This window comes from Streptomyces sp. NPDC014991, from assembly GCF_043080665.1.
In the GTDB taxonomy this organism is placed as follows: Bacteria; Actinomycetota; Actinomycetes; order Streptomycetales; family Streptomycetaceae; genus Streptomyces.
This window is the reverse complement of the sequence record NZ_JBIBVY010000001.1, coordinates 737,803-763,044: the sequence shown is the minus strand read 5'-3', so window position 1 is coordinate 763,044 and position 25,242 is coordinate 737,803. Positions and strand designations below refer to the sequence as shown.

22 protein-coding genes are annotated in these 25,242 nt (G+C 73.2%); 8 read left to right on the top strand and 14 right to left on the bottom strand.

Features of this window, described 5'->3' with window-relative positions; genetic code table 11:
- Positions 1 to 94 precede the first annotated feature (94 nt).
- Entirely contained in the window at positions 95 to 637 is a 543-nt protein-coding gene (locus ACF1BE_RS03435) for a CGNR zinc finger domain-containing protein (protein WP_392197277.1), read from the bottom strand.
- Between the two features lie 118 nt (positions 638 to 755).
- Here ACF1BE_RS03435 and ACF1BE_RS03430 point away from each other — a divergent pair, with 118 nt between their 5' ends.
- From ACF1BE_RS03430 to ACF1BE_RS03410, 5 genes are all read left to right on the top strand, one after another.
- Positions 756 to 1,202: a VOC family protein gene (locus tag ACF1BE_RS03430; protein WP_392197276.1), complete on the top strand. Its 447-nt coding sequence runs from the start codon at positions 756 to 758 to the stop codon at positions 1,200 to 1,202.
- 2 nt (positions 1,203 to 1,204) lie between these two features.
- Positions 1,205 to 2,086, top strand: a complete 882-nt coding sequence (locus ACF1BE_RS03425) for a pyridoxamine 5'-phosphate oxidase family protein (RefSeq protein ID WP_392197275.1) — start codon at positions 1,205 to 1,207, stop codon at positions 2,084 to 2,086.
- Positions 2,087 to 2,476: 390 nt separating this feature from the next.
- On the top strand, positions 2,477 to 4,240 hold the full coding sequence (locus tag ACF1BE_RS03420; protein ID WP_392197274.1) for a TIGR03767 family metallophosphoesterase: 1,764 nt from the start codon (positions 2,477 to 2,479) through the stop codon (positions 4,238 to 4,240).
- A gap of 92 nt (positions 4,241 to 4,332) precedes the next feature.
- Positions 4,333 to 5,478, top strand: a complete 1,146-nt coding sequence (locus ACF1BE_RS03415) for a serine hydrolase domain-containing protein (protein ID WP_392197273.1) — start codon at positions 4,333 to 4,335, stop codon at positions 5,476 to 5,478.
- Between the two features lie 153 nt (positions 5,479 to 5,631).
- The gene (locus ACF1BE_RS03410) at positions 5,632 to 6,432 is read left to right on the top strand and encodes a hypothetical protein (protein WP_392197272.1); all 801 of its coding nucleotides are present in this window, start codon (positions 5,632 to 5,634) and stop codon (positions 6,430 to 6,432) included.
- Positions 6,433 to 6,449: 17 nt separating this feature from the next.
- On the opposite strand, the gene ACF1BE_RS03405 is transcribed toward ACF1BE_RS03410, so the two are convergent.
- Both ACF1BE_RS03405 and pepN read right to left on the bottom strand, forming a co-directional pair.
- Positions 6,450 to 7,499 carry a hypothetical protein gene (locus ACF1BE_RS03405; protein ID WP_392197271.1) on the bottom strand — a complete coding sequence of 350 codons (1,050 nt, stop codon included), beginning with the start codon at positions 7,497 to 7,499 and terminating at the stop codon, positions 6,450 to 6,452.
- 207 nt (positions 7,500 to 7,706) lie between these two features.
- Positions 7,707 to 10,289 (bottom strand): aminopeptidase N, encoded by a 2,583-nt coding sequence (pepN, locus tag ACF1BE_RS03400; RefSeq protein ID WP_392197270.1) that lies wholly within the window; start codon positions 10,287 to 10,289, stop codon positions 7,707 to 7,709.
- Positions 10,290 to 10,430: 141 nt separating this feature from the next.
- Between pepN and ACF1BE_RS03395 the strand changes: the two genes are divergently transcribed.
- On the top strand, positions 10,431 to 11,093 hold the full coding sequence (locus tag ACF1BE_RS03395; protein WP_392197269.1) for a DsbA family protein: 663 nt from the start codon (positions 10,431 to 10,433) through the stop codon (positions 11,091 to 11,093).
- On the opposite strand, the gene ACF1BE_RS03390 is transcribed toward ACF1BE_RS03395, so the two are convergent.
- The 8 genes from ACF1BE_RS03390 to ACF1BE_RS03355 are packed head-to-tail and all read right to left on the bottom strand — an operon-like array spanning position 11,080 to position 19,695.
- A complete protein-coding gene (locus ACF1BE_RS03390; RefSeq protein WP_392197268.1) occupies positions 11,080 to 12,540 on the bottom strand; it encodes an FGGY family carbohydrate kinase in 1,461 nt (486 codons plus the stop codon). The two genes, ACF1BE_RS03395 and ACF1BE_RS03390, sit on opposite strands and share 14 nt — an antisense overlap.
- A 43-nt stretch (positions 12,541 to 12,583) precedes the next feature.
- Positions 12,584 to 13,609, bottom strand: a complete 1,026-nt coding sequence (locus ACF1BE_RS03385) for a 2-hydroxyacid dehydrogenase (protein WP_392197267.1) — start codon at positions 13,607 to 13,609, stop codon at positions 12,584 to 12,586.
- The gene (locus ACF1BE_RS03380; RefSeq protein WP_392197266.1) at positions 13,606 to 14,679 is read right to left on the bottom strand and encodes an ABC transporter ATP-binding protein; all 1,074 of its coding nucleotides are present in this window, start codon (positions 14,677 to 14,679) and stop codon (positions 13,606 to 13,608) included. The genes ACF1BE_RS03385 and ACF1BE_RS03380 overlap by 4 nt, the downstream gene beginning before the upstream one ends.
- Positions 14,657 to 15,484, bottom strand: a complete 828-nt coding sequence (locus ACF1BE_RS03375) for a DeoR/GlpR family DNA-binding transcription regulator (protein ID WP_392197265.1) — start codon at positions 15,482 to 15,484, stop codon at positions 14,657 to 14,659. Before ACF1BE_RS03375 ends, ACF1BE_RS03380 begins: the two co-directional genes overlap by 23 nt.
- Positions 15,481 to 16,569 (bottom strand): ABC transporter ATP-binding protein, encoded by a 1,089-nt coding sequence (locus tag ACF1BE_RS03370; RefSeq protein WP_392197264.1) that lies wholly within the window; start codon positions 16,567 to 16,569, stop codon positions 15,481 to 15,483. Before ACF1BE_RS03370 ends, ACF1BE_RS03375 begins: the two co-directional genes overlap by 4 nt.
- Positions 16,566 to 17,390: a carbohydrate ABC transporter permease gene (locus tag ACF1BE_RS03365; protein WP_392197263.1), complete on the bottom strand. Its 825-nt coding sequence runs from the start codon at positions 17,388 to 17,390 to the stop codon at positions 16,566 to 16,568. Before ACF1BE_RS03365 ends, ACF1BE_RS03370 begins: the two co-directional genes overlap by 4 nt.
- Positions 17,387 to 18,271, bottom strand: coding sequence for a carbohydrate ABC transporter permease (locus tag ACF1BE_RS03360; protein WP_392197262.1), 885 nt, complete (start codon positions 18,269 to 18,271; stop codon positions 17,387 to 17,389). Before ACF1BE_RS03360 ends, ACF1BE_RS03365 begins: the two co-directional genes overlap by 4 nt.
- Positions 18,271 to 19,695 (bottom strand): ABC transporter substrate-binding protein, encoded by a 1,425-nt coding sequence (locus ACF1BE_RS03355; RefSeq protein ID WP_392197261.1) that lies wholly within the window; start codon positions 19,693 to 19,695, stop codon positions 18,271 to 18,273. The genes ACF1BE_RS03360 and ACF1BE_RS03355 overlap by 1 nt, the downstream gene beginning before the upstream one ends.
- A gap of 179 nt (positions 19,696 to 19,874) precedes the next feature.
- Here ACF1BE_RS03355 and ACF1BE_RS03350 point away from each other — a divergent pair, with 179 nt between their 5' ends.
- Complete coding sequence (locus ACF1BE_RS03350; protein ID WP_392197260.1) at positions 19,875 to 21,296, top strand: FGGY-family carbohydrate kinase; 1,422 nt, start codon at positions 19,875 to 19,877, stop codon at positions 21,294 to 21,296.
- 45 nt (positions 21,297 to 21,341) lie between these two features.
- Positions 21,342 to 21,953 carry a histidine phosphatase family protein gene (locus ACF1BE_RS03345; protein WP_392197259.1) on the top strand — a complete coding sequence of 204 codons (612 nt, stop codon included), beginning with the start codon at positions 21,342 to 21,344 and terminating at the stop codon, positions 21,951 to 21,953.
- 114 nt (positions 21,954 to 22,067) lie between these two features.
- On the opposite strand, the gene ACF1BE_RS03340 is transcribed toward ACF1BE_RS03345, so the two are convergent.
- The 3 genes from ACF1BE_RS03340 to ACF1BE_RS03330 all read right to left on the bottom strand — a co-directional run bounded on the left by ACF1BE_RS03340 (position 22,068) and on the right by ACF1BE_RS03330 (position 25,235).
- Positions 22,068 to 22,715, bottom strand: coding sequence for a superoxide dismutase (locus tag ACF1BE_RS03340; protein WP_392197258.1), 648 nt, complete (start codon positions 22,713 to 22,715; stop codon positions 22,068 to 22,070).
- A 124-nt stretch (positions 22,716 to 22,839) separates the two neighbouring features.
- Entirely contained in the window at positions 22,840 to 24,225 is a 1,386-nt protein-coding gene (locus tag ACF1BE_RS03335; RefSeq protein WP_392197257.1) for an amino acid permease, read from the bottom strand.
- Positions 24,226 to 24,344: 119 nt separating this feature from the next.
- A complete protein-coding gene (locus ACF1BE_RS03330) occupies positions 24,345 to 25,235 on the bottom strand; it encodes a TauD/TfdA dioxygenase family protein (protein ID WP_392197256.1) in 891 nt (296 codons plus the stop codon).
- Between the last annotated feature and the right edge of the window lie 7 nt (positions 25,236 to 25,242).

Genomic DNA, 25,242 nt, shown 5'->3' with positions numbered 1-25,242 from the left:
TGCTTTGGGGTCCGTTGACCGAACCGATATGAATATATGGGGAAAACCCGCGATGGGATGTGCGGCGATCTGCCCCGTGCCGCCCGGGATCTGCTCAGTTCTCCTTGGAACGGGCGTAATGCCGGGACGCCTTGGCCCGGTTGCCGCACGCGGCCATCGAGCACCAGCGCCGGGTGCCGTTGCGGGAGGTGTCGAAGAAGTACAGGACGCAGCCGGTGCCGGAGCAGGTGCGGATGCGCTCCGGGGCCCGGGTCAGCAGGTCGAGATAGCTTCGGGCGGCCAGCCAGGCCGGCCCCCAGGACGGATCGGCGAACTCGGGTTCCTCGGCGGGGCCCTCGGCGGTGAGCCGGGCCCGGATCCGGCCGTGTGCCAGGACGGCGTCCACGAGCGGCGCCGCCTGTCGCGGCGAACCGTCCACCGCGGCCTTGAGTGCCTCGCGCGCCTCGCGCAGGTGGTGGAGCACCTCCGCGCCGGCGGGGTGCGCCCCGGCCAGCCCGTTGCTCGCGAGCCACACCGCCGCCCCGTCGGTGCGGGCGAGCAGGTCCTGGGTGATGCCGTCCCGGTTCCAGCGGGTGTTGAGCAGGTCGAGCGCGAGGGGCTCACCGGTGAGCGGGCGGGGATCGCGGGCGGCGGTCATCGGGCACTCCTTGTCATCTAACCCCTCAAGCGTACGTGACCGGTTGACCCGCTCTGCTGCAACCACCTAATGTGGCCTACGACGGTTAGACGTCTCACCGTTGCCGAAGGGACAGACCATGACCCTGCGCTTAGGCCACACCGGCTTGAACGTCACCGATCTCGACCGCTCCCTCGCCTTCTACCGGGACGTGCTGGGCTTCGCCCTCCTCGGTGAGGGCAAGGAGGACGACCGGCGCTTCGCGTTCCTCGGGGAGGCCGGCGGACCGCCGCTCCTGACCCTGTGGCAGCAGGCGCGGGAATCCTACGACCGCGGCCGGGCCGGACTGCACCACCTCGCCCTCACCGCCGACTCGGTGGACCGGGTCCGGGAGTACGAGTCGGCGCTGAGGGCGGCCGGCGTGGAGTTCGCCCACGACGGCCTGGTCGCCCACCGCGAGGGCGCGGCCTCGGGCGGGATCTTCTTCCTCGACCCGGACGGCACCCGCCTGGAGATCTCCGTGCCGGACGGCGCCCAGGACGCCCCCGCCCCGCACGGCAACGCCCCGACCTGCGGTTTCTTCTAGACATGGGCGCCTATCACGCCGGCTCGCTCGCCGTGCAGAAGCTGGTGGGGGTGCGCGAGCGCGCCGACCACATGGGCCGCGCCTTCGGCCAGGACATCACCATGGCCGTCGCCGCCTTCCTGGGCCTGCAGCCCCTGCTGGTCGTCGGCGGGCCGGACCCGGTGACGGGCCGGGTGTGGACCTCGCCGGTCGCGGGCACTGCGGGATTCGTCCGGGCCACCGGGCCACGGCAGATCTCCGTCGCGGGAGGGCCACCCCCGACCGACCCTCTCGCGACGGCCCTGGCCACCCCCGGCACACCCGTCGGCAGCATCGTCCTCGACCCGCGCACCCGCCGCCGGCTGCGCCTCAACGGCCGGGCGCGGCCCACCGCGGCGGGCTTCGCCGTCGAGGCGGACCAGGTGTTCGGCAACTGCCCGCGGTACATCCAGCGCAGGGAGACCTACGAGCGCGTCGAGGGACGCACACCCGGCGCCTCCCGGCGGACCGGGCGACTGGAGCCGGCCGACATGGAGTTCGTCCGCGCCGCCGACACCTTCTTCGTGTCCACCGTGCACGGTGACGGCGCCGACGTCAGCCATCGCGGCGGCAACCCCGGTTTCGTCCGGGTCGCCTCACCGCAGGAGCTGCGCTGGCCGGACTACTCCGGCAACGCCATGTTCCTCACCCTCGGCAACCTCTACACCGACCCGCGCGCGGGCCTGCTCTTCCTCGACTGGGAGACGGGCAGCGCCCTCCAGCTCACCGGCGAGGCCCGCACCGAGTTCTCCGACGCCGGCGAACGGACCGTGTGCTTCACCGTCACGGAGGCGGTCCGCACCACGGCCGCCGTACCGCTGCGCTGGTCCGCACCGGAGTACTCACCGGCCAACCCGGACGACTGACAGCGAGGCCCCGTACGACGCCGCCCACCGCGAACCGCCGGGCAGGGGGGGCCGGTCACCGCGCCAAGGTGACCGGCCCCCGCACCGGCTCCTCCCGCCCGATCCACGAGGGCGAGGCCGTGGACGGCCGACTCCCCTCCGGTTCCGGCCCGATGACCCTCCCCTGCCCCGCGAGATGAACGGGGAGCGACCGGCCTCCGGCGGTCCGCGATCCACTCCATGACCACGCCCGGCACCCCGTGATCCACGTACGGTGATCGGCGTCACGCGTTGCCACCGCGTTCACGCGCAGGTCATCCCCGCCGCCAACGATCCATGGTGAGCGGGGCGTTCGCGTCCGTGACGGCCCGCGACCACTGCCGACGCGTTCGCACCCGGGGAGATCGCGCCATGTCGCGCACACGCTCTGTCGCCGCCTCCGCCGCGGGGGTCAACCGCCGTACCGTCCTCGCCGCCGCCGGAGCGGTCTCGCTCTGCGCGGGTGCGGGCTACGCCCTCCGCCCCACCGACAGCCAGGCCGCCACCGACGCCGCCGGGGCGGGCGCGGAAACGCCCGTCGCCCACTCCCGGCAGGCCGCCACCACCCCGCTCGCCCCCTTCACCAAGGGCACCACCGTCGCCTCCGTCGCCACCCCGCGGAACAGCTCCGGCTACCGCCGCCTCGGCGACGGACCCGGCTGGCAGCGGGTCGTGCGCACCGAACTGGCGGCATCCCGAGCCGGCCGCGCCGGCCGCCGTACGGCCCTCGCCGCGTTCGTGCAGTTCACCGACCTGCACCTGATGGACGTCCAGCACCCGCTGCGCCTGGAGTACCTGCGCTCCCACGACGTGCACGCCTGGCGCCCGCACGAGGCCCTCACCGTGCCCGGCGCCGTCTCCCTCGTGGAGCGGGTCAACGCGCTGCGGGGCGCCCCCGTCACCGGAGCCCCGCTGCACTTCGTGATGACCACCGGCGACAACACCGACAACAACGCCCACTCCGAACTGGAGTGGTTCATGAAGGTGATGAGCGGCGGCCGCATCACCCCCAACACCGGTGACCCGAGACACTACGAGGGCGTGCAGAACAGCGGCCTCCCGCTGTACTGGCAGCCCGGCTCCAGCACCCGCGACCACGACAAGGCGCTCGGTTTCCCCTACCTGAAGGGCTTCCTGGCCGCCGCGATCCGCGAGGTGCGAAGCCCCGGCCTCGACCTGCCCTGGTACTCCACCGCCGGCAACCACGACGCCCTCCCGCTCGGCTGTTACGGCTCCCACGGCGACCCCTACCTCACCGAGGCGGCCATCGGCGGCCGGAAGCTGCTGAGCGTCCCCGCCGCCGACGCCAGGAAGCTCCAGGACGCCGTCAAGAACGCCAAGGACCCCCGGGGCACCGGCTACCGCGACTTCCTCGAGGCCCACGCCCGCTCCATGCGCCCGGTCACGCCGGACGAGAAGCGGGCCCCGTACACCCGGGCGGACTACCTCAAGGCCCATCTGGACCCCGCCCACCAGGGCGCCGGCCCGGTCGGACACGGCTACTCCTCGGCCAACCTGGACGCGGGCACCCAGTACTACGCCTTCCGCGTCTCCGACGACGTCATCGGCATCAGCCTCGACACCACCGACGCCGGCGGCCACTACGAGGGCTCGGTCGGCACCGCCCAGCTGAAGTGGCTCGACAGGACGCTGAAGGAGCACAAGGACTCGTACGCCGTCGTCTTCAGCCACCACACCAGCACGACGATGACCAACACCCGCCCGGACCCGGCCCGCCCGGGGGAGAAGCGGCACGGCGGCGCCGAGGTGATCTCCGTGCTGTCCGCCCACACCAACGTGCTGGCCTGGGTGAACGGCCACATCCACAAGAACGTCGTCACCCCGCACCAGGCCTCCGGCGGCCGTTCCTTCTGGGAGGTCTCCACCGCCTCGCACGTCGACTTCCCGCAGCTCGCCCGGGTCATCGAACTGGCCGACAACAAGGACGGCACGATCTCCCTGTTCACCACCCTGATCGAGGCCGCCGCCCCGCACCGCACCGACTACGCCGACCTCTCCCAGACCGGCCTCGCAGCGCTCTACCGCGAGTTGTCCTACAACGCCCCCGGCGCCAACAAGGCCCTCGCGGGCCGCGCGGCCGACCGGAACACGGAGCTGTTGCTCCGAAAGGGCTGAGACTCACTCAACCGGCCCATCCCGCGCAACCCCCGCGCCCCGGCAGCGGTCCCTTCCCGCGACCACACCGGATCCACGCCCTGGGGAAAGACATGCGCGTACGCACGACTCTGGCGGGCACCGCCGCCCTGCTCCTCTCCGTGGCCCTCGCGGCCCCTGCCGTGGCGGCGGCGGGCCCCGCCGCCCCCGCCCGCCACGGCCACACCGCGACCCGTGCGGCCGTCGAGGCGACCGTCCGGGACGGCGTGCCCGGCGTGACCGCCACCGCGAACGACGCCCACGGCACCTGGTCGACGACCGCCGGCGTGGGCGACACCCGCACGGGCGCACCGCGTTCGGCCGCCGACCGCTACCGCGTCGGCAGCATCACCAAGACCTTCGTCGCCACCGTCCTGCTCCAGCTGGAGGCGGAGGGCCGGCTCTCCCTGGACGACAAGGTGGACGAGTGGCTGCCGGGCGTCGTCCGCGGCCACGGACATGACGGCCGCGCGATCACCGTCCGGCAGCTGCTCAACCACACCAGCGGCATCTACAGCTACACCGAGGACGAGGACTTCGCCCGCACCTACTTCCTCGCGGACGGCTTCCTGCGGCACCGCTACGACACCCTCACCCCGCAGGATCTGGTGGCGATGGCGATGCGGCACAGTCCGTACTTCGCGCCGGGCACGTCCTGGCACTACTCCAACACCAACTACGTCCTGGCCGGCATGGTGATCGCGAAGGTGACGGGCCACCCGTACGCCACGGAGATCCGCCACCGCATCCTCGGCCCCCTGCACCTGACGGCCACCTCCGTCCCCGGCACCAGGGTCACCGTCCCGCGGCCGAGCAGCCGGGCCTACGGCAAACTCGCCGCGACGGCGACGGGTCCGACGTACGACGTCACGGAGCTCAATCCGTCCCTCGCCTCCTCCGCAGGCGAGATGATCTCCGACTCCGCCGACCTGGACCGCTTCTACAGCGCCCTGCTGCGCGGGAAGCTCCTGCCGCCGCGGCAGCTGAAGGAGATGAAGACCACCGTGAAGACCGACGAGGTGCCCGGCGCCGGTTACGGCCTCGGCCTCCAGGAGACCGTGCTGGACTGCGGGGTGCACGTGTGGGGCCACGGCGGCGGCATCCACGGCTCCAAGTCCGCCGCGGTGACGACGGCGGACGGCCGGCACTCCCTGGCCCTGAACCTCAACGCGGACTGGACCGGGGACCCGGACGCGGTGGTGGCGGCGGAGTTCTGCTGACCGACGTCCCGGCCCCCTGACCCGCCCTCAGAAGGGGGCGGGTACCGTGGCACCGGCCCCGCCCCGGACGGCGGGGCCGTGCCGGCGCATCAGGGGGGATGCCCAGTGGCTGCACGGTCCGGTGCCGGAAGCGCGGGACGACGTGGCGCGGTCGTGACCGCCCTGCTCGGCGCGGTCGCCGTGCTGCTGCTCGGCGCGTGCGGCAAGCCGGCCGGCGTGCCCGCGCACCTGCCGTGGACCACGATGCAGCCCTCCTCGGTCACCGCGGTACGCGTCGGCGCCGACGACCGCACGCTCAGCGTCGACGTGCCGGTGCCCGGTGGCGCCGCGGCCTGTGTGCGGGACCTCAGGGCCGTGGTCACCGACCGGGTGAACGGCGCCGTGTGGGTGCAGGTCACCTTCTCCTCCCCGTCGGGCGACCGGAGTTCGGGGTGCACGCGGGAGAAGCGCGCCACCACCCGGGTGACGCTGCCGAAGCCGCTGGGAAAGCTGGACGTGATCGTCGACCACTACACGCACTTCACCCGCCACGGAGCCAGGCCCCCCGCGCTGCGTCTCTGCGGCGAGCTGGGCTGCGACCCGCCGAGGACCGGGTGCACCGCCGACTCCTACGACCAGGCGGTCCTCGCGGCGGACGTGCCGTACCACACCTACCGGGACTCCGAGCGGTGCGACGGGAAGTGGCTGGTGCTGGACCTCTCCTGGCGCACCGGGCCGGCGTGCGACGACACGTCGCGACCCGGCTGCTCGTCGCGGCTGGGCGACCGCTGGTTCTTCCGGGCCGAGAAGAGCGGATGGGTGCCGATCCTCGGCAGCGCGGCCGGGGGCTGCCGGGACGTGCGGCGCAGTGAGCCCGCGTTCCCGGCGGCCCTGTGCGCGTCGCTGGAGCCGCTCCCCGCCTCGTTGCGTCCGAGCCACCCGCCGGCGAGCGCACCGCCCCCCGTCTCGCCGTAGGGCCACCACGGTCCCGGCTACCGGGGCAGCACCACGACGTACGCGGCCGGATCGCGGTCCCCGGACGCCATGAGCGCCGTCCGCACCACCGCCGCCTGCTGCTCCGGACAGTCCCGGAGCTTCTTCGGCGTGGTGTGCACGACCGTGATCCCCAGCCGCTCCAGGTGCTCGCGCTTGCGGGCGTACTCCGGCCACAGCGCGTCGTCGTCCTCCCGGTCGCCCGGCCGGGGCGCGCGTGTGTCCAGTTCGACGGCGACCGCATGGTCCGGCCAGTAGGCGTCCAGGCCGCCCAGGTGCGGCCCGCCCGGCAGGCGCAGGTCGACGTTCCACACCGGGTCGGGCAGGCCGTACTCGCGGACCATCCGGTACAGGCGGTCCTCGGCGGCCGAGCGGCCCTCGGCCACCAGCGAGTCCACCGCGTCCCTCACCTGCGCCCGGCCCAGGAGTTTGGCCCGGGTGAGCTCCCGCACCACCGCCGCCGGTTCGCAGTGCCCCCCGCGCACCGCCTCGGTCAGCAGCCGTCGTACCGCCTCCGCGTCGGTCAGCTCCGCCACCGCGTCCGCCAGCGCCCGCGGCACCGGTGCCACCGGCAGGCCCGACACGGACTGCGGCACGGGCAGGACGGGGGTGCGCAGGACGCGGACGTAGCCCGTGGAACGCAGCCGGCGCAGCCGCGGGACCAGGACGTCCACCCGGTCCAGGGAGAGCGGCGCCGGGGTGCAGGAGAAGCCGTGCAGGGTGAGCGCCGCCAGGCCGGTGAGCACCGCCTCCGCGTACCGCGGCCGGTGCGGGGACTCGGACGTCGGCTGGAGGGGGACGCCCGGCGTCGCCGCGCGGGCCGTGTACAGCAGGGCCCCGTGCAGCCGTTCCTCGCCGGTCGGCGGGCCGGGGTGCAGCAGGACGACGTTCGGCAGCAGTTCCCGCCAGGGGCCGCCGGGACGGCACTGCTCGGTCTGCTCGGCCGGTGTCACGCCGTGCGCGCGGAGCTGAGCCGCCGTCAGGACCCGGCGGTGGACGTCGGAGAGGTGGCTCAGGGAGCGGGGGGAGAGCGGGGTGTCGTGCGTCATGGCGGGGGGATTCCCGCACCGGGTCCCTTCCCTAACCGCTGTTACACGGCCGTCGAAATATGCGGACAGGACGGGACTAAAGGTCAGGTGTTCGGGTGCCGAGTAGGGAAGGGAAACCCCTGGTCCGATCGGGTGCGGACCAGGGGTCACGGTGTTGTCTGACCGAATTTCGTAACGGTCACCCACCGGGCAGACTCAGGCCAAGGCTCAGTGGCCGGCCGCCGCCGCGTCGCACTCCTGTGCCCGCAGCGCCCGCGCCAGGTCGTCCCGCGCCTCCAGCACCAGCCGGCGCAGTGCCGGCGCCGCGTCCGCGTGCGCCCGAAGCCAGGCGTCCGCCGCCTCCAGCGTCTCCGGACGGTCCTGGTACGCCGGGAACAGACCCCGCACCACGTCCATGCCGATCTGGATCGACCGCTCCCGCCACACCCGCTCGATCGCCGCGAAGTACAGCTGCGCGTACGGCGCGGTCAGCTCCCGCTGCGACGGCCGGGCGAAGCCCGCGATCGTCGCCTCCACATGCGCGTTCGACAGCGCCTCGGACTCCACCACCTGGGCCCACGCCTGCGCCTTGACCGCCGCCGACGGACGGGCGGCCAGGCAGCGCACCTGGTGCCGCCTGCCGGACGCCGTGTCGTCCCGGGCCAGTTCCGCCGCCAGCTCGCGCTCGCCGGCCACCCCGTGCGCCGCCAGCGGCTCCAGGAACGCCCAGCGCAGCTCCTGGTCCAGCACCAGGCCGTCGATCCCGGTGGTGCCGTCCAGCAGCTCCGTCAGCAGGCCGAGGTCCCCCTCGGTGGCGGCCACGGACGCGAAGAACCGCGCCCACGCCAGCTGCTGCTCACTGCCCGGCCCGGCGGCCCGCAGCTCCCGCAGCGCACCCTCCGCCAGCAGCCGGCCGCCGGTCTCCCGCCACGCCGGCGCCGCGTAGTGCGCCAGCGCCGAGTCCGCCCAGGCGTGCAGCATCTGGAGCACACCGATGTCGGACTCGCGGCCCGCGAAGCGCAGCACCAGAGCGATGAAGTCCCGCGCCGGCAGCAGCCCGTCCCGGGTCAGGTTCCACAGCGCCGACCAGCACAGGGCGCGGGCGAGCGGGTCGGTGAGCGCGCCCAGCCGGGTACGCAGGGTCGCCAGCGAGGTCTCGTCGAAACGGATCTTGCAGTAGGTGAGGTCGTCGTCGTTGACCAGCACCAGCTCCGGCGCCTGCGCGCCCGCCAGCTCCGTGACGACCGTCCGCGGGCCCTCCACGTCCGTCTCGACGCGCGCGTACCGCTCCAGCGCGCCCTCCGGCGTGCCGCGGTACAGGCCCACCGCGACCCGGTGGGGACGCAGTTCGGGATGCGACTCGGCCGCCTCCTGCACCACCGCCAGCTCGGCGATCCGGCCGCCCTCGGTGTCCAGCAGCACCTGCGGGGTCAGCGCGTTCACCCCGGCCGTCTGGAGCCAGGACCGCGCCCAGCCCGACATGTCCCGGCCGCTGGTCTCGGCCAGCACCGACAGCAGGTCGCCCAGACGCGTGTTGCCGTACGCGTTGCGCTTGAAGTACCGCCGGGCACCCTCCAGGAACGCGTCCTGGCCGACGTACGCCACCAGCTGCTTGAGCACCGAGGCGCCCTTGGCGTAGGTGATGCCGTCGAAGTTCAGCTTGGCGTCCTGGAGGTCGCGGATGTCCGCCGTGACCGGATGCGTGGACGGCAGCTGGTCCGCCCGGTACGCCCAGGCCTTGCGGCGGTTGGCGAAGGTGACCCAGGCGTCACGGAAGCGGGTCGCGCCCACGTTCGCGAACGTGCCCATGAAGTCCGCGAAGGACTCCTTCAGCCACAGGTCGTCCCACCACACCATGGTGACGAGGTCGCCGAACCACATGTGCGCCATCTCGTGCAGGATGACGTTGGCCCGCGCCTCGTACGACGCCTGTGTCACCTTCCCGCGGAAGATGTACTCCTCCCGGAAGGTCACCAGGCCCGGGTTCTCCATCGCGCCGAGGTTGTACTCCGGCACGAACGCCTGGTCGTACTTGCCGAACGGGTACGGGAAGTCGAAGTGGTCGTGGAAGAAGTCCAGGCCCTGCTTGGTCACCAGGAAGACGTCGTCCGCGTCGAAGTGCGGTGCCAGCCCCTTGCGGCACATCGCGCCGAGCGCGATCTCCAGCTTCGTGCCGTCCTGGAGGGTGCGCGTGTAGGAGTCCGTCACATAGTGGTACGGGCCCGCCACCACACACGTGATGTACGTCGAGATCGGCTTGGTCTCCGCGAACCGCCACACTCCGTCGGCGAGTTCACCGGCGCCGTTGCTCCACACCGTCCAGCCCTCGGGCGCCCGCACCTCGAAGCGGTACGGCGCCTTCAGGTCCGGCTGCTCGAAGTTCGCGAACACCCGGCGGGCGTCGGCCGGCTCGTACTGGGTGTACAGGTAGACCTCGCCGTCCTCCGGGTCGACGAAGCGGTGCAGGCCCTCACCGGTGCGCGAGTAGGCGCAGCGGGCGTCCACCACCAGCTCGTTCTCCGCGGCCAGATCCTCCAGCAGGATCCGGGAGCCGTCGAAGACCTCGCCCGGGTCCAGGTCCCGGCCGTTGAGCACGACGGACGTCACGCCCGGGGCGATCAGATCGGCGAAACTCGACACGCCGGGCTCGGCGCAGCGGAAGCGGACGGTGGTCACCGAGCGGAACGTGCGCGGCTCGTCCCCGCCGGCACCGACGGCGGACCGGATGTCGAGGAACACCTCGTACCCGTCGACGGACAGCAGGGCGGCCCGCTCCCGGGCCTCGTCGCGGGACAGATTCTCACCGGGCACGGACAGCACTCCCTTGTGATCGCGTGAAGGTGGCGGAACAGGACCGATCCTGCCATGTGCTCCTGACGGCGGACAGCGGGGAATGCGACGCGCGGTGACCTCGTTGTCGAGGCAAACGACGTTCGCCCTGAGGAGCCTTCCGTGTCCGAGACCGCCACCCCGTCCGGCAAGACCCCCGTCGACTTCTGGTTCGACCCCCTGTGCCCGTGGGCCTGGATGACCTCCCGGTGGGTGCTCGAGGTGGAGAAGGTCCGCGACATCGAGGTCCGCTGGCACGTCATGAGCCTCGCCGTGCTCAACGAGGACAGGCTCGACGAGCTGCCCGAGGAGTACCGCGAACTGCTGGAGACCAAGGCGTGGCCGCCGGTGCGCGTGGTCACCGCGGCCTGGCAGAAGCACGGCGCGGACGTCCTCGGCCCGCTCTACACCGCGCTCGGCACCCGCATCCACAACAACGGCGAGGGCCCGACCCCGGAGGCGATCGCCGGCGCGCTCGCCGACGTCGGCCTGCCCGCCGAGCTGATCGACTACGCCGGCCAGGACGACTTCGAGTTCGACGCCGAACTGCGCGCCTCCCACAAGGAGGGCATCGAGAAGGTCGGCCAGGACGTCGGCACCCCGGTCATCGCGGTCCCCGGCCCCGACGGCGAGCAGATCGCCTTCTTCGGCCCGGTCGTCACCCCCGCCCCGCAGGGCGAGGAGGCGGCCCGCCTGTGGGACGGCACGCTCGCCGTGGCCTCGGTGCCGGGTTTCTACGAGATCAAGCGGACCCGCACCAAGGGCCCCGACTTCAGCAACCTGTGACGCCCGTGACGGGCCCGGTCCGCAGCCGGGCCCGTTCCCGCGCCCCGGCCAGCAGGTCGAGGTGCTCCGCGTACCCCCGCGCGTAGTACGCCGCCCGGTCCGGGTCCGGGTCGACCAGCCGGGTGGGCCGCGTCCACGCCCCGGCGTCCAGCGGCACGCCGTACCGTCCGGCCGCCGCCAGCACGGCGCCCCGCGCGCCGACCTCACCCTCCACCACCCTCAGCGGCCGGCCCAGCACGTCGGCCAGCAGCTGCGTCCAGGCCGGGCTGCGGGTGCCGCCACCGCACACCGCGAGCGTCCCGGTCAGACCCGCCGCCGCCAGACAGTGCCGGGCCGCGTAGCCGATGCCCTCACAGGTGGCCCGGACCAGGTCGGCGGGGCGCGTCCCCAGGGAGACACCGAGCAGTTCGGCCCGCAGCCCGGGCTCCACGAACGGCGCCCGCTCGCCGGAGGGCGCGAAGTACGGCAGCACGCGCACCCCGGCCGAGCCGGGCGGGGCCTCGGCGAGCAGGGCGTCCAGCTCCTGGTGCCGGGCACCCGTCGTGGCCAGCACCCAGTCCAGGGCCGCCGTGCCGACCATCGCGGGCATCGCACGCAGCCGGTGGCCCGGCCGGTCGGTGGAGATGTACAGGCCGGCCGGTTCGCCGCCGAGGTCCAGTCCGGTGGTGACGACCAGGCTCGCCAGACAGGTGCCGACGATCAGCAGCCCGTCGCCGGGCGCGGTGACGCCCGCGCCGAGCGCGCAGGCGGCCAGGTCGTACGGGCCGTTCGCCAGCGGCGTCCCGGCGGGCAGCCCCTCGCCGCCCGCCTCGCCGGCCGCGACCGGGTCGCCGATCTCCGGCAGCAGCCGCCGCCGGCGGGTCAGGCCGAGCAGCTCCAGCACCCCGTCGTCGTAGGACCGGGTGCGCGGGTCCAGGAACGGCATCGACGCGTCGGACACGTCCGTCACCGCCCGCCCGGCGCCGGTCAGCCGCTGGAAGACCATGTCCTTGCAGCACACGGCCGCCGCGGCCCGGTCCAGACAGGCCGGTTCGTGCCGGTCCAGCCAGGCCAGCAGCGGGCCGGGGCTGCCCGGGAACAGCGCGCCGCCGGTGCGCCGGAAGACGGCCTCGACGGTGCCGTCCGCCAGCCAGCGGTCCACCAGCTCGTGCGCCCGGCCGTCCATCCAGGAGATCGCCGGCCGCACCGGCCGGCCCGCCGCGTCCACCAGCCACACCCCGTCGCCCTGCCCGGTCAGCCCGGCCAGCTCCACGGGCTCCGGCACCCGCGCGGTCAGTGCCTCCAGCACGGCGGTGACGGCCGCGTACACCTCGCCCGCGTCCTGCTCCACCGCCCCGCCGCACAGGGCGAGCCCCACCGGGCGGGCCTCCACCGCCAGTGCGCGGCCGGAACGGTCGAAGGCCGCGGCCTTCACCAGGGACGTGCCCACATCGATCCCGACGAACATGACACCCCTCACCCCTCTTGTCGGTCCTCGTTGCCGGGCCCGTTCAGGTCAGGCAGTGCGCGAGCGGCTCCCCGCGCACCCAGCGGCCCACCTCGGCCGCCGCGATCCGCGCGGCCTTCTTGGCCACCGCCCGGCTCGCCCCGCCCAGATGCGGGGTGAGCACGACCCGGCCGGCGAGCGGACGCAGCCGCGAGTCCGGCGGGAGCGGTTCACGGGCGTAGGTGTCCAGGGCCGCCGCCGACAGCCGTCCCTCCCCGAGCGCGTCGCACAGCGCGTCCTCGTCCAGCAGCGGACCCCGGGCCGCGTTGACCACCACCGCGCCCGGCGGCAGCAGCGCCAGTTCGCGGGCGCCGATCAGACCGCGGGTCTCCTCGGTGAGCCGGGCGTGCAGGCTGATCACGGCCGAGCGGCGCAGCAGGTCGTCCAGGGACGGCAGCCGCAGCCCGTGCACCTCGCCGCGCACATACGGGTCGTACACCATCACCCGCGCCCCGAACGCGCACAGCACCCGGGCGACCCGGCTGCCGACCGCGCCGTAGCCGACCAGCCCGACGGGCAGGTCCTCCAGCTCCAGGCCGCTGTGCTCGTAGGTGTAGTACGTCGCGCCCGCCCAGCTTCCCTGCCGGGCCAGCAGGTCGTGGGCCTGCGGGATGCGGCGCAGGGCGGCGAGCAGCAGGCCGACGGTGAACTCGGCGGTCGCGGCGGCATTGCGGCCGGGCGCGAAGCACACCCGCACGCCGTGCCGCCGGGCCGCGTCCAGGTTGACGTTCACCGGCCCGCCCCGGCAGACCACGACCAGCCGCAGCGCCGGGCAGGCCGCCAGGACCCGTTCGGTGACCGGTCCCATCTGGGTGACCAGGACCTGCGCGCCGGCGAGCGCGCCGATCAGTTCCTCCTCGGCGTCGCTTGCCTCGCTCACCTCGGCGACCGGCCCGAACGGTTCCAGCGGCCAGCCGAGCGTCAGCTCCCGCGTCTCGACGTCGGTCTCCTCCGCCAGGGCCCGGGTGATCAGGGACGGCAGGACGAAGTGGTCGCCGGCGGCCACCACACGTACAGCACCGGAGGTCATCGCAGTGAGTCTCCCGTCTCGGCGTCGAAGACATGGACGAGCCCGGCCGCGACCCGGACCCGTTCGTCGTGGGCGAGGCGCACCCCGGGTCCGGTGAGGACCACCAGGTGCCGTTCCACCCCGGCGAGGGCGAGGGTGGCGATACCGGACTCCAGCAGGGGTTCGTGGGCGAGGACCCGGGCGGGGATGCCGTCGGCGCCGGTCAGGCCCAGATCCTCGGGGCGGATGCCGACCACCACCGGCCGGCCCGCCGGGACCGCCGCCGGCAGCGGGATCCGCACCCCCGCGGACAGCCGGGCGTGGCCGTCGGCGCCGGCGATGCCGGGCAGCAGGTTGATCGCGGGTTCGCCGACGAAGTCCGCCACGAACGTGGTGGCGGGGCGGTCGTAGATCTCGTACGGGGTGCCGAGCTGCTGGATGACGCCGTCCCGCATGACGGCGATCCGGTCGGCCAGGGACAGGGCCTCCTCCTGGTCGTGGGTGACGAGGATGGTGGTGTGGCCCAGGTCGCGCTGGATGCGCTTGAGTTCGCGGCGGGTGGTGTCGCGCTGGGCCGCGTCCAGGTGGGACAGCGGCTCGTCCAGCAGGAGGACGTCCGGTTCCCGGATCAGGGCGCGGGCCAGGGACACGCGCTGTTTCTGCCCGCTGGACAGGCCGGCCGGCCGGGCGTCGAGGACGTCGGTGAGACCGACCCGTTCGGCGATCCGGGCGACCCGGCGCCGCACGGCCTCCCGGTCGCTCCCGCGGCGGGCCCTGAGCCCGAACGCCAGGTTCTCCGCGACGGTGAGCGGCGGATACAGGGCGTAGTTCTCGAAGGCGACCCCGATGTTCCGCCGCTGTGCCGGCCGGTCCGCCACCGAGGCGCCGTCGATCAGGATGTCGCCGCCGGTCACCGGTTCCAGGCCCGCGATCATCCGCAGGGTCGTGGACTTCCCGCAGCCCGACGGGCCCAGCAGGCCCAGCAGTTCCCCGGAGTCCAGGCGCAGGTCGATGCCCCGGACCGCATCCACCGGCGGGCGGCCCCGCGGCCGGTAGGTCTTGCGCAGCTCACGTAACTCCAGCGCGGTCATCGCCCTCCCTCGTGCCGGTGGCGCACACTTCGTAGCGCACCTTGTGCTCGTCCAGGTCGCGCAGTGCCCCGGGGCCGGCGCCGTCGTCCACCAGCAGCAGGTCGAAGCGGGAGAGCGGGGCGACCCGGTGCAGGGCGACCCGGCCCAGCTTGGTGTGGTCGGCCAGCAGCAGGGTGCGGGCGGCGGAGTCGAGCATGGCCCGCTTCACGGAGACGATGTGCTGCTCCTGGTGGTAGGCGTGGCCGCCGTGCACACCGGAGGTGGACACGAACCCGACGTCGACGCGCAGCTGCCCGACCGCGTCCACGCAGGACACCCCGAGGAAGGACGAGTGCAGCCGGTCGTAGTCGCCGCCGAGCGCGACCAGGTGGATGCCCCGACGGCCCGCGAGCAGGTTGACGGCCTCCAGGAAGTTGGTGACGACGGTCAGCGGGGTGATCTCGCCGGACCGCAGCCGGCGGGCTATCTCCAGGGTGGTGGTGGAGTCGTCGAGCAGGATCGCCATGCCGGGCTCGATGTGCCTCAGGGCGTGCCCGGCGAGCGCGGCCTTCTGCGCGCGCATGGTCTTCAGCCGGTACTGCACGTTCGACTCGAACACCCCGGAGGGCTGCGCGGTCACTCCACCGCGGAACTTCCGTACGATGCCCTGCCGTTCCAGTTCGTCCAGGTCCCGGTGGATGGTCATCAGGCTCACCCCGAACCGTTCGGCCAGTTCGGCCGCGCTCGCCGAGCCCTCGGCGAGGACGCGTTCGGCCAGGGCGGCCTGCCGGGCCGCGGGTCCCTGCTGTGCACCGGTGCCGCTCATCTCTGCTCTGTCCGTCGTCCTGGGCGCTGTGGCCGGTCGGCCTCGAACACCAGCAGGTTCTCGGGCCGGACGGCCGGGCGGACCGGGTCGTCGGGACGCAGTCCGGCCGCCTCGCCCCGGTCCGCGACGAACGACAGCCGCTGGGCGCCGATCCGCACGGTCACCTCCACGGACCGGCCGAGCACCTCGGTGACGTACACGGTCCCGGCGATCCGGTGTCCGCCGCCGGTCAGCGACACGTCCCGGGGCCGCACACCGACCAGCACCGCGGTGCCGGCGGCGACCCGCACCGGCAGCGGCAGCGCGAGCGCCCCGTCCGCCGACCGGAAGTCCCCGGCTTCGGTGACCACCCCCGGCAGCAGGTTGATCCGGGGCCGGCCGAAGGCCCGGGCGACCTCGGTGTCGTACGGCCGGTACCAGATGTCCTCCCGGGTGCCGGTCTGTACGATCCGGCCGTCGCGGATGACCCCGATCCGGTCGCCGAGCGCGAGCGCCTCCACCCAGTCGTGGGTGACGTACAGGGTGGTGGTGCGCCGGACGGCGCCGATCGCCTTCAGCTCGGCCCGCATCCGCTGGCGCAGCTTGGCGTCCAGGTGGGACAGCGGCTCGTCGAGCAGGAACGCGCGGGCCGGGCGGACCAGCACCCGGCCGAGCGCGACCCGCTGCCGCTGCCCGTTGGACAGCTGCCCGGGGGAGCGGTCCAGCAGGCCGCTGATGCCGAGCAGTTCGGCTACGGCACCGACCCGGTCGCGGGCCTCGGCGGCGGGCAGCCGGTGGCGCGGGGAGCGCAGCGGCGAGACCAGGTTGTCGTACACGGACCGGTGCGGGTACAGGGCGTAGCTCTCGAAGCACATGGCCACGCCCCGGTCGTACGGCTCCACGTCCCGCATGTCCCGGCCGCCGATCTCCACCGTGCCGGCATCCGGCCGCTCCAGCCCGGCTACCGTCTTCAGCGTGGTCGTCTTGCCGGCTCCCGACGGCCCGAGCAGGCAGAAGAACTCGCCTTCCCGTACGTCGAGTCCGACCCCGTCCAGGGCGGTGGTCCGGCCGTACGCCTTGCGTACGTCCCGCAGCGTGATGCTCACGACTTGACCGCCCCGAACGACAGCCCGCGCACCAGGTAGCGCTGGATGGTCAGCGCCAGCAGCAGCGGCGGGACGACGGAGACGAGGGCGGCGGCGGCCGTGAGGTTGTAGCGGGGGCGGTCGCCGCCGAGGAAGGACAGCGCGCCCACGGTCACCGTCTGCGCCTCGCGGGAGGTGAGGATCAGCGGGAAGACGAAGTTGTTCCAGGCGAAGATGAACGCCAGCAGCGAGACGGCGGCGACGCCCGGCCTGACCAGCGGCAGGGCGACCCGGAGGAACGCCTGCCGGCGCGTGTACCCGTCGAGCAGGGCCGCCTGCTCCAGCTCCGGGGCCAGGTCGGCGAAGTACGACCGCATGATCCACACCACCAGTGGCAGGGTGACCAGTTGCAGCACCCACACCATGCCGACGTACGTGTCGAACAGGCCCAGCTTCTGGTACAGCACGAACAGCGGGACGATGACGGTGAGTTCGGGGGCGAAGCGGAACGACAGCAGCGTGAACATCAGGTTCTCCGAGCCTTTGAACCGCCAGCGCGCCGAGGCGTAGGCGGCCGGCAGTCCGACCACCAGCGACAGCGCGACCGCGCCCACCGACACCACCAGGCTGTTGACGAAGAACCGGGTGAACGGGATGCCCTCGCTGTCGCCCAGCACCGTCCGGTACGACTGAAGGGTCGGCGTGAAGGAGAAGTAGGTGCTGAACAGCTGGTCGGCCGGTTTCAGGGAGAGGATCACCATCCAGGCGACCGGGAACAGCGCGAAGAGGAAGTAGAGGATCAGGGCGGCGTCCGCGAGCCACCCCGGCAGGCGTCTCCTCACCCGGACACCTCCGCCGCCCCGCGCTGGATCCGCCCGAGGCGCCGCACCAGCACCATCGCCGCCAGGTACACCACGGCCCACAGCACGATCGTGTAGCTGATCCCGAACGAGTACCGCTGGAACCGGATCGCCTCCAGATAGGCCCGGATCTGGAGGACCATGGTGGAGTCCCCGGGGCCGCCCTCGGTGAGGGCGTAGATGATGTCGAAGACCTTCAGCGAGTCCATGAACCGGAAGATGACGGCGACCAGGACGTACGGCCACAGCATCGGCAGGGTCAGCCGCCGGAGCGTGTACCACCGGCCGGCCCCGTCCACGGCCGCCGCCTCGAACGGGGAGCCGGGCAGCGACCGCAGCCCCGCCAGCGCGAGGACCGCCACGAACGGGGTGTACACCCACACGTCCACGGCGATCGACGACAGCAGCGCGCCCGCCGGCGTGTCCGTCCACTGCACCCCGCCCAGACCGAACGGCCGCAGCAGGTGGTTGACCACCCCCACGGACGGCTGGAGCATCAGCTTCCAGATGATCGCCGCGATCACCGGCGCGATCATCAACGGCAGGATCAGGATCTTCTCCAGGACCCGGCCCACCGGCGAGGAGCGGTGCAGCAGCAGGGCGACGGCCACCCCGAGCACGGTCTCCGCACCGGCCGCGCCGACCGCGTACAGCACGGTCACCCCGGCCGAGTTCCAGAAGGCGTCCTGGGTGAGGAGCGTCCCGTAGTTGTGCAGCCGCACCAGGTCGGGCTGGGGCTCGGCCGCCGAGAAGTCGAACAGGGTGTAGTACAGGCCGAGCGCGAACGGGTAGAGGATCCCGCAGGTCAGCAGCAGCGCCGGCAGCACGAGCAGGTACGGACGCAGCGCCGGGCGCCGGCGCATCAGCCGACCTTCGCCTTCAGGTCGCCGGCCAGCCCGTCCAGCACGGACCGGGCGCCCTTCCCGCCGTAGATCTCCTGGAGGGCCGCCGCCCAGCTGGTGGTGGTGTCGAAGAACTGCGCCTGCGGGGTGAACTGGATCCGCGTCCGGCCGGCGACCGTCTCGAAGGTCTCCAGGAAGCCGGGAAGGTGCCGCATCCGGTCCTTGTAGGCGCCGTCCTGGCTGACCGACCTGCGCACGGGGTCGATGTGGTGCCCGGTGAGGGCGGCCTTGCGCAGGTGCTCCCTGCCCGTGGCCCACTGGAGGAACAGCCAGGCGGCGCTCTTGCGTCCGCTTCTGGCGTTCATGCCGAGCGACCAGACCCACATGTTGGTGGCGAGCGAGCCGTCCGGCCCCTTCGGCCCCGGGTGGAAGGCGATCTGCCCGGAGGCGGGGCTCGCGCCCTTCACGGCCTGGAAGTAGGCGGCCGTGTCGGCGTCGAACAGCATTCCGGCCTTCTGCGCCCCGAGATCGCTGGAGCACTGGTACCAGGTGTACGACGTCCAGGACGGTGGCCCGCCCCGCCGCACCATGTCCGCCCAGTCCTCGGTGAAGGCGACGGCCCGGGCGGAGTTCATGGCGGGCGTGAGCCTGCCGCCCTCGACGGTGAAGTCGCGCAGGCCGTTGCGGGCGTACATCGTCATGAACCCGGGGTGGATGGTGGCCCAGCTCCGTGACCCGCGCACCGCGATCCCGTACATCCCGTCGAACCCGGCACCGGCCGCCTTCCGCTTGATCACCCCGGCCAGTTCGCGCAAGTCCTCGAAGGTCTCGGCCGGTCTGAGCCCCAGCTTGCGGAACACCCCGGTGTGGTAGGCGACCACGTTGGTCTCCCAGCCCCACGGCAGCGCGTACTGCCCGCCCCGGCCGAGCGGCTCGCCCGCCCTCAGCGACCACTGGCCGGCCTCCAGCAGGCTGGGGAAGAAGTCCGCCCGGTCCCATTCGGCGGCGGTGGCGGAGGAGTTGCGCATCCAGGGGCCCAGGTCCTCCAGCCAGCCCGGCGGCCCGTACTGCCACACCATGTAGGCGCCGAGCATGAACACGTCGTAGGAGGCGCGCCCGCTGGACAGGTCGACGGTGAGCTTGTCGAAGTAGTTGTCCTCGGGGAAGACGTCGTACGTCACCTCGATGCCGGTCTTCTCGGTGAACGACTTCAGGTCGGCGATCAGGGCGTCGGTGTACGGGTGCTTGTTCAGCAGCGCCTTCACGGTGGTGCCCTTCTCCCGCCTCCAGTCGAAGGGCCCGGTGACGTCGTCCGCGGCCGAACCGCCGCCCTCGTCCCGCCGGTCGCCGCCGAACCCGGTGCCGCAGGCGGAGAGCAGCGGGGCGGCGGCGAGGGTGCCGGTGAGCGCGAGGAAGCGTCGGCGGTCGTGCACGTGCCTGTCCATCCGGGACCTCCGTCGGTGGGGCGGTGGGGTCGGGCGGTCAACCGTGCGAGTCGGCTCGACAACAGAGCGTGTAACGGGGACGGAAGACCGTCAATCCCTTGCGCACGGGGAAAACAGGGGGAAATCTCGGAGGAGCATGGGAAGTTCACACAGCCGGTCGCTAAGTGCGGGAGACGGGCATGGCGTTGGCGTGGCTCGGGATCGACCTCGGCACCCAGGGCGTACGGGCCCTGCTCGTGACCGCCGACGGCCAGGTGCTCGGCGCCGGGACGGCACCGCTCGTGCGGGGCCGCCGGGAGGGGGCACGGCACGAGCAGGATCCCGGGGAGTGGTGGGAGGCGGTCCGCACGGCCGCCCGGGCGGCGCTCGACGGGGTGCGGGCGCCGGTGGCCGGGGTCGCGGTGTGCGCCACGTCCGGGACCGTGCTGCTCACCGACGACGAGGGCCGCCCGCTGGGACCCGCGCTGATGTACGACGACCGGCGGGCCGCGGCCGAGGGCGCGCGGCTGCGGGCGGCGGGACTCGCGGTCCAGGACACCTGGGCGCTGCCCAAGGCCCGCTGGCTGGTCGCCCGGCACGGTCCCGGCCGGGTCGCGCACCAGCCGGACGTGATCACCGCCCGGCTGGTCGGGCACCGGGTGCCCAGCGACTCCAGCCACGCCCTGAAGACCGCCTACGACCTGCGGCGCGACGCCTGGCCGGATCTCACCGGCCTGCCCGCCGGCGCTCTCCCGCCCGTCGTGCCCCCCGGCACCCGGCTCGGCGAGGTCGGCCCGGCCGCCGCCGACGCCACCGGCATCCCCGCCGGCACGCCCGTCATCGCGGGCATGACCGACGGCTGCGCCGCCCAGATCGCCTCCGGGGCGCTGCGCCCGGGCGCGTGGAACTCGGTGCTGGGCACGACACTCGTGCTCAAGGGCGCGGCCGTGGAGCCCGTCTCCGACCCGGCCGGCGTGGTCTACAACCACCGTGGCCCGGACGGCACCTGGCTGCCCGGCGGCGCCTCCAGCGTCGGCGCGGGCATCCTCACCGCCCGCTTCCCGGGCGTCGACCCGGCCGCGCTGGACGCCCGCGCCGCCGCGTTCGAACCCTCGGGTGCCGTCGCCTACCCCCTCGTCTCGCCCGGCGAACGCTTCCCCTTCCACGCCCCGCACGCCACGTCGCTGCTCCTCGGCGACCCGGAGTCGGACGCCGACCTGTGGGCGGCCCTCCTCCAGGGGGTGGCCTTCGCCGAGCGCCTCTGCCTGGACTACCTCCACCACCTGGGCGCCCCCCTGGACGGCACGCTGACCCTGACCGGCGGTGCTGCCCGCAGCGCCTACTGGACCCAGCTGCGGGCCGACGTCCTGGGCCGCCCGGTGCGGGTGCCGGCCCGCACCGAACCGGCGCTGGGCATGGCGGCGCTGGCCGCGTACGGCACGGGGGCGGCGCCGACGCTCGCCGAGGTGGCGCAGGGCATGGTGCGGGCGGGTACGACGGTCGAGCCGCGGCCCGGCCGCACGGAGCGCTTCACCGAGCCGTACGCGCGGCTGGTGGCGGAGCTGGAGGCCCGGGGCTGGCTGCCGCGTCCGGTGGCCGACCACGCGCGGGCCCGGATGTAGGGACGGGGCGGCGGAGCGCCTGGGACGCCCGCGATACTGGCGGCCATGACCCCCACCACGCTTCTCCTCTCCCGTCACGGCGAGACCGTCTGGCACGCCCGGAACCGGTACGCCGGGGTCAGCGACGTGGCCCTCACCGACACCGGGCGTGCCCAGGCCGAGGCGCTGGGGCGGTGGGCCGCCGCGCACCCGGTGGACGCCGTGTGGACCTCGCCCCTGTCCCGGGCGATCGCCACCGCCGAGCCCGCCTGCCGGGCCCTCGGCGTCACCCCGCACCGCGATGCGGACCTCAGGGAGTGCGACTTCGGTGCGGTGGAGGGCCGCACGCTCGCGCAGTTCGAGGCCGAGCACCCGCCGGCGGCGGAGGCGTTCCGCCGGGACCCGGTGGCGCATCCGTTCCCCGGCGCCGAGGACCCCCGTGCGGCGGCGCGGCGCGGCACCGCCGCCCTGCGCCGCATCGCCGCCGCCCATCCCGGCGGGCGCGTCCTGGTCGTCGCGCACAACACCCTGCTGCGGCTGGTCCTGTGCTCCCTGCTGGGCATCCCCCTGGCCGAGTACCGCAGGGTGTTCCCGCGGCTGCGCAACGCGGCGGTGTCCGAGATCCGCTTCGACGGCGACCGGGCCGCGCTGCTCTCGCTGAACGTGCCCTGCGCCTGACGCGCACGACAGGAGGGCCCCCGCGAGTCACGTCCTCGCGGGGGCCCTCCCTTCATCCGCCTGCCGCCGTGAAGGGTGAGAAGACGATCACGAGGCAGGACGATCCGCGGCCGGTCAGGGCGCGAGCAGCAGCACGTCCGCGCGGGACCTGGCGGCCTCGTAGCGGCGCGCGACGTCCTGCCAGTTCACGACCTGCCACATGGCTTCGACGAAGTCGACCTTCTGGTTGCGGTACTGCAGGTAGAAGGCGTGCTCCCAGGCGTCGAAGACCAGGACCGGGACGGAGCCCTGGCCGACGTTGCCCTGGTGGTCGTAGACCTGCTCCACGATCAGGCGTCCGCCCAGCGGCTCGTAGGCGAGTACGCCCCAGCCCGAACCCTGGGTGGTGGCCGCGGCCTTGGACAGCTGCGTCCGGAACGCGGCGAAGGAACCGAACGACTCCTTGATGGCGTCGGCCAGTTCGCCCACGCCGTCGGCGGCCAGCGGCTCGCCGCCGCCGTCCTTCGGGCCGGTCATGTTCTGCCAGTAGACCGAGTGCAGGATGTGCCCGGACAGATGGAAGGCCAGGTTCTTCTCCAGGCCGTTGACCGCGCCCCACGACTCCTTCTCACGCGCCTCGGCGAGCTGCTCCAGGGTGTCGTTGGCGCCCTTCACGTAGGCCGCGTGGTGCTTGTCGTGGTGCAGCTCGATGATCTCGGGGCTGATCACGGGGGCCAGCGCGGAGTAGTCGTAGGGCAGCTCGGGCAGCGTGTAGACGGGCATGGGTGATCCCCTCCGGAATCTTATTGCAAGTCACTTGCAGGTACACGCTAGCAACAAGAACGTCCGGGCAACACAAAGGCCCCCACGTGTCGTCCGTGGGGGCCTTTCGCGCTAGGGGGCCGGCTCAGCGGCGGGCGCGCACCCGCTGCCACGCGTAGCCCGCCGCCGCCAGGACCAGCGTCATCGCGCCCGTCGAGTACAGCTGCACCCGGGTGTCCGGCTCCCGCGCCATCAGCACGAAGATCGCGGCCATGCCGGCCAGCGCGGCCCAGGTCAGCCACGGGAACGCCCACATGCGCACGACCAGCTTGTCCGGCGCCTCGCGCTCGATCCGGCGGCGCAGCAGCAGCTGCGAGACCGCGATGAAGATCCAGACGACCAGGATGACCGCGCCGATCATGTTCAGCAGCCAGCGGAAGATGTCGTCCGGACGCCAGTAGTTGAGCATCACGCAGACGAAACCGAGGACGCAGGAGGTGAGCACCGCGATCCGGGGGACCCCGCCGGACAGCCTCGCCAGCGCCTTCGGGCCCTGGCCGCGCCCGACCAGCGAGTAGGCGATGCGCGAGGAGCCGTAGATGTTGGCGTTCATCGCGGACAGCAGGGCGACCAGGACGACCACGTTCATCAGCTGGCCCGCGCCGGGGATGCCCAGGTGGTCGAGGGTGGCCACGTACGGGCCCTTCTCCACGACCTCCTTGGAGTCCCACGGGACGAGGGTGACGACGACCGCCATGGAACCGATGTAGAACAGGGCGATGCGCCACATCGCCGTGCGCACGGCGGACGCCACGCCCCGCACCGGGTCCTCCGACTCCGCCGCCGCGATGGTGACCGTCTCCAGACCGCCGTACGCGAAGACCGAGGCGAGCAGGCCGACCAGCAGGCCCTCGTTGCCGTGGGGCAGGAAGTCGGACAGATGCGAGACGCCGGGGGAGTCCGTGCCCGGCAGCACGCCCGCGACGGCCAGCACACCCAGGATCAGGAACAGGCTGATCGCGCCGACCTTCAGCGCGGCGAACCAGAACTCGAACTCGCCGAAGTTCTTCACGGCGGCCAGGTTCGCCCCGCAGAACACCACCATGAACAGCGCGACCCAGGCCCACTGCGGGGTGCCCGGCAGCCAGCCCTGCACGATGTGCGCGGCGCCGATGCCCTCCAGGCCGACGGCCGTGCAGAGCAGCACCCAGAACGACCAGCCCGCGGCGAAGCCCGCCCACGGGCCGATCGCCCGCTCGGCGTGCGCCGAGAAGGAACCCGAGGACGGGTACGCGGCCGACATCTCGCCGAGCATCCGCATCACCAGCATCACCAGGAGGCCGGAGAGGGTGTAGGCGATCACGATGGACGGGCCGGCCGCGGCGATCCCCGCCCCGGAACCGACGAACAGGCCGGCGCCGATGACCCCGCCGAGGGCGATCATCGACAGGTGGCGCTGTTTGAGGCCGTGGGAGAGGGAGCCGTCCGTTCGCTGGTCCGGCGGCTCTTGTGTGGTCGTGCTGCTGGGCATGGGCGCGGCTCTCCCGGTCAAGGAAGGACAAAAACCCCGCCAGTCTGGGCGGCCCGTCCGCTCACGCGAAGGGGCCGCCCACTATCCGGACATCCGCCGCACGCAGCGTGTGCGACCCGTCACGCAGCCACGGGTGTGTAGTGCGAGGCGTCGCCCTCGATCGAGTAGCTCTCCTTGCCCTCGACGCCGACCGGGATGTCGCCGGCGACGGTCACCCGGTGCAGACGGCGCGGCTGCCCGTCGTAGTTGTCGATGGCGTAGTGCTGGGTGATGCGGTTGTCGAAGAGGACCAGCTGCCGCTCCGACCAGCGCCAGCGCAGCACGTTCTCCGGGCGGGTGACGTACGCCTGGAACAGGTCCAGGATCTTCCGGGACTCGCCGGCCGACAGGCCGACGATCCGCTGCGCGAACCCGCCGACGAACAGACCGCGTTCACCGGTCAGGGGGTGGACGCGGACCACCGGATGGGCGGTGCGGTACTTGATGGAGGTGAACCGGGCGCGCTGGGCGGCCCGCTCCTCGTCGATCTCCTCCTGCGGCACCGCGTAGTCGTAGTCGTTGGTGTGCTCGGCCCACAGGGTGTCGGCGAAGCGGCGCAGCGGCTCGGGCAGGTCCCGGTAGGCGCCGGCCGCGTCGGCGATCAGGGTCTCGCCGCCGTACGGCGGGACGGTGATCGAGCGCAGGGTGCTTACCTGCGGCGGATTCAGCACGAAGGTGACGTCGGTGTGCCAGTGGTTGGCCCGGCCCCGCTCGCTGTCCACGGGCAGCACGTTCGGGGCGCCGTCGACGGCATCGACCGTCGGGTGGGCGGTGGTCAGGTCGCCGAAGTGGCGGGCGAAGGCCTGCTGGCCCGCGTCGTCCAGGTCTCCGGCGTCGAAGACGAGCGCCTTGTGGGCGTTCAGGGCCTCGCGGAGCGCGGCGACCTGTTCCTGGGCGAGCGGCCGGGTGACGTCGACGCCGGTGACCCGGGCGCCGATGCGCGCGGTGACCTTGGTGATCTCGAGGGACATGACGGGT

What these genes read in the sequence shown, in the direction of transcription:
- ACF1BE_RS03360 (WP_392197262.1), bottom strand. Translation starts at nt 18,271, where the DNA reads ATGCGCCGGCGCCCGGCGCTGCGTCCGTACCTGCTCGTGCTGCCGGCG.
- ACF1BE_RS03330 (WP_392197256.1), bottom strand. Translation starts at nt 25,235, where the DNA reads ATGTCCCTCGAGATCACCAAGGTCACCGCGCGCATCGGCGCCCGGGTC.
- ACF1BE_RS03420 (WP_392197274.1), top strand. Translation starts at nt 2,477, where the DNA reads ATGTCGCGCACACGCTCTGTCGCCGCCTCCGCCGCGGGGGTCAACCGC.
- ACF1BE_RS03355 (WP_392197261.1), bottom strand. Translation starts at nt 19,695, where the DNA reads ATGGACAGGCACGTGCACGACCGCCGACGCTTCCTCGCGCTCACCGGC.
- ACF1BE_RS03375 (WP_392197265.1), bottom strand. Translation starts at nt 15,484, where the DNA reads ATGAGCGGCACCGGTGCACAGCAGGGACCCGCGGCCCGGCAGGCCGCC.
- ACF1BE_RS03425 (WP_392197275.1), top strand. Translation starts at nt 1,205, where the DNA reads ATGGGCGCCTATCACGCCGGCTCGCTCGCCGTGCAGAAGCTGGTGGGG.
- ACF1BE_RS03340 (WP_392197258.1), bottom strand. Translation starts at nt 22,715, where the DNA reads ATGCCCGTCTACACGCTGCCCGAGCTGCCCTACGACTACTCCGCGCTG.
- ACF1BE_RS03430 (WP_392197276.1), top strand. Translation starts at nt 756, where the DNA reads ATGACCCTGCGCTTAGGCCACACCGGCTTGAACGTCACCGATCTCGAC.
- ACF1BE_RS03405 (WP_392197271.1), bottom strand. Translation starts at nt 7,499, where the DNA reads ATGACGCACGACACCCCGCTCTCCCCCCGCTCCCTGAGCCACCTCTCC.
- ACF1BE_RS03345 (WP_392197259.1), top strand. Translation starts at nt 21,342, where the DNA reads ATGACCCCCACCACGCTTCTCCTCTCCCGTCACGGCGAGACCGTCTGG.
- ACF1BE_RS03335 (WP_392197257.1), bottom strand. Translation starts at nt 24,225, where the DNA reads ATGCCCAGCAGCACGACCACACAAGAGCCGCCGGACCAGCGAACGGAC.
- ACF1BE_RS03435 (WP_392197277.1), bottom strand. Translation starts at nt 637, where the DNA reads ATGACCGCCGCCCGCGATCCCCGCCCGCTCACCGGTGAGCCCCTCGCG.
- ACF1BE_RS03385 (WP_392197267.1), bottom strand. Translation starts at nt 13,609, where the DNA reads ATGACCTCCGGTGCTGTACGTGTGGTGGCCGCCGGCGACCACTTCGTC.
- ACF1BE_RS03380 (WP_392197266.1), bottom strand. Translation starts at nt 14,679, where the DNA reads ATGACCGCGCTGGAGTTACGTGAGCTGCGCAAGACCTACCGGCCGCGG.
- ACF1BE_RS03390 (WP_392197268.1), bottom strand. Translation starts at nt 12,540, where the DNA reads ATGTTCGTCGGGATCGATGTGGGCACGTCCCTGGTGAAGGCCGCGGCC.
- ACF1BE_RS03415 (WP_392197273.1), top strand. Translation starts at nt 4,333, where the DNA reads ATGCGCGTACGCACGACTCTGGCGGGCACCGCCGCCCTGCTCCTCTCC.
- ACF1BE_RS03350 (WP_392197260.1), top strand. Translation starts at nt 19,875, where the DNA reads ATGGCGTTGGCGTGGCTCGGGATCGACCTCGGCACCCAGGGCGTACGG.